This is a genomic window from Enorma shizhengliae (assembly GCF_009676995.1).
GTDB lineage: Bacteria > Actinomycetota > Coriobacteriia > Coriobacteriales > Coriobacteriaceae > Enorma > Enorma massiliensis.
The window spans coordinates 1-1,517 of the sequence record NZ_VTFZ01000019.1; the positions used below are offsets into that span (position 1 = coordinate 1).

The following is a 1,517-nucleotide window of genomic DNA, read 5'->3' on the forward strand; positions in this document are numbered from 1 at the left end:
GGGGGCTCGGACATTTCTTTGGACGGGCCTAGGCGGCCAGCCCGAGCCGCTCCCTGCGGCCCCTGATCGTATCGTACACGGTGAGGCCCCCCTCGCGGAAGGCCTTGAGCCGGCCCTCCCGGTACCAGCGGACGTAGTCCCCGAGAGCCCCGACGAACTCCTCGGCCGTCCAGCCGGACCAGTCGCGCCCGCGGAAGAACTCGACCTTGAGCGTGCCGAAGAAGCCCTCCATCGCGGCGTTGTCGGGCGAGTGCCCCTTGCGCGACAGCGACCTGGTGACGCCGAGCCGCCCGCACTCGGCGACCCAGTCCGGGGTGCGGTAGTGCCAGCCGCGGTCGGAGTGCAGCAGGAAGCCGCCCCCGACGGCCGCCGCGGCCCCTCCCAGCATCTCGGCGACGAGGGCCTTGGAGGGGCTGGTCCCGGCCGAGAAGGCCACGACGTCGCCGTCGAAGAGGTCGATGACGGGCGACAGGTACACCTTCCTGGCGTCGTCGGGGAGCCTGAACTCCGTGATGTCGGTGACGAGGCGCTCGCCGGGCCGCCCGGCCGAGAAGTCGTGCAGGTCGCGGGAGGCGTCGACGAGCAACAGGTTCGGCGCGCCCGCCATGCCCTCCTCGCCGGCGTAGGAGCTGTAGGGCCGGGCCGCGGGCGCGGCGGCGCGGGCCGAGAGCCCCTCCTCGCGCATGATGCGCCTGACCACCTTCTCGCTCACCCTCACCGGGCGCGACGGGTCGAGCGAGGCGGCCCCGCGCGCCCTCTGGGGCTCGCCGCCGCCCGACCTCAGCGCGGCCCAGACGCGCGCCGGGCCGTAGGCGCCGCCCGACGCCTCGAACTCCGCGCGCACGAGGGGCCTGAGCGCGGCGTAGGGGTCCGGGGCCGACGCGGCCGCGAGGCGGTGGTAGAACGTGCTCCTCGGCAGGGAGAGCGCCGCGAGCACGCGGGCCAGCCCGAACTCGGCCCTGAGCGACTCGGCCAGCGCCGCCCTCTCAGCCCGCGTCAGGTCCGAGGGGTCGGCGCCGGGGTCTTTTTTTAGTATGTCCACCGTGCCTCTGAGTATCGCGTTCTCCAGCTCCAGCTCCCCGCACCTGCGCCTGAGCTCCTCGAGCTCGGACGGCGGCTCGGCGGGCTCGGGCGCGGCGGCCCTGATCTCGTCCTCCGTCATAAGCGAGAGCACCCCCTCCTCGCGGAGCCTGCGCGCCCAGTTGGTGACGGCGCATCCCGTCACGCCGGCCTCGCGGCCTAGGTCCGCGGCGCGCTCGCCCGCCTCGTAGCGGGCGACGAGCCCCGCCTTCTCGTCGTAGGGCAAGTGTACGGCGCCGCCGCGCCCCGGGCGCCCGGCGCCGGCGGCGAGCGCCCACGCGCCCACCGTGGACTTAGAGCAGCCGACGAGCTCCGCCGCCTCTGCCAGGCTGAACCCCAGGCGGACGGCCTCCACGGCCTCCGCCCTCACTTCATCTGGGTACACTCGGACTCCAATCCGGACACCTATGGGTGTCCAACTTTTTGTCCGAGCCCCC

1 protein-coding gene is annotated in these 1,517 nt (G+C 73.9%); it reads right to left on the reverse strand.

What is annotated here, in order from left to right:
• Positions 1-28: 28 nt before the first annotated feature.
• Positions 29-1,517 (reverse strand): IS3 family transposase (locus GJE22_RS09880; protein WP_144688910.1); only part of this gene is annotated, 1,489 nt, incomplete at its 5' end.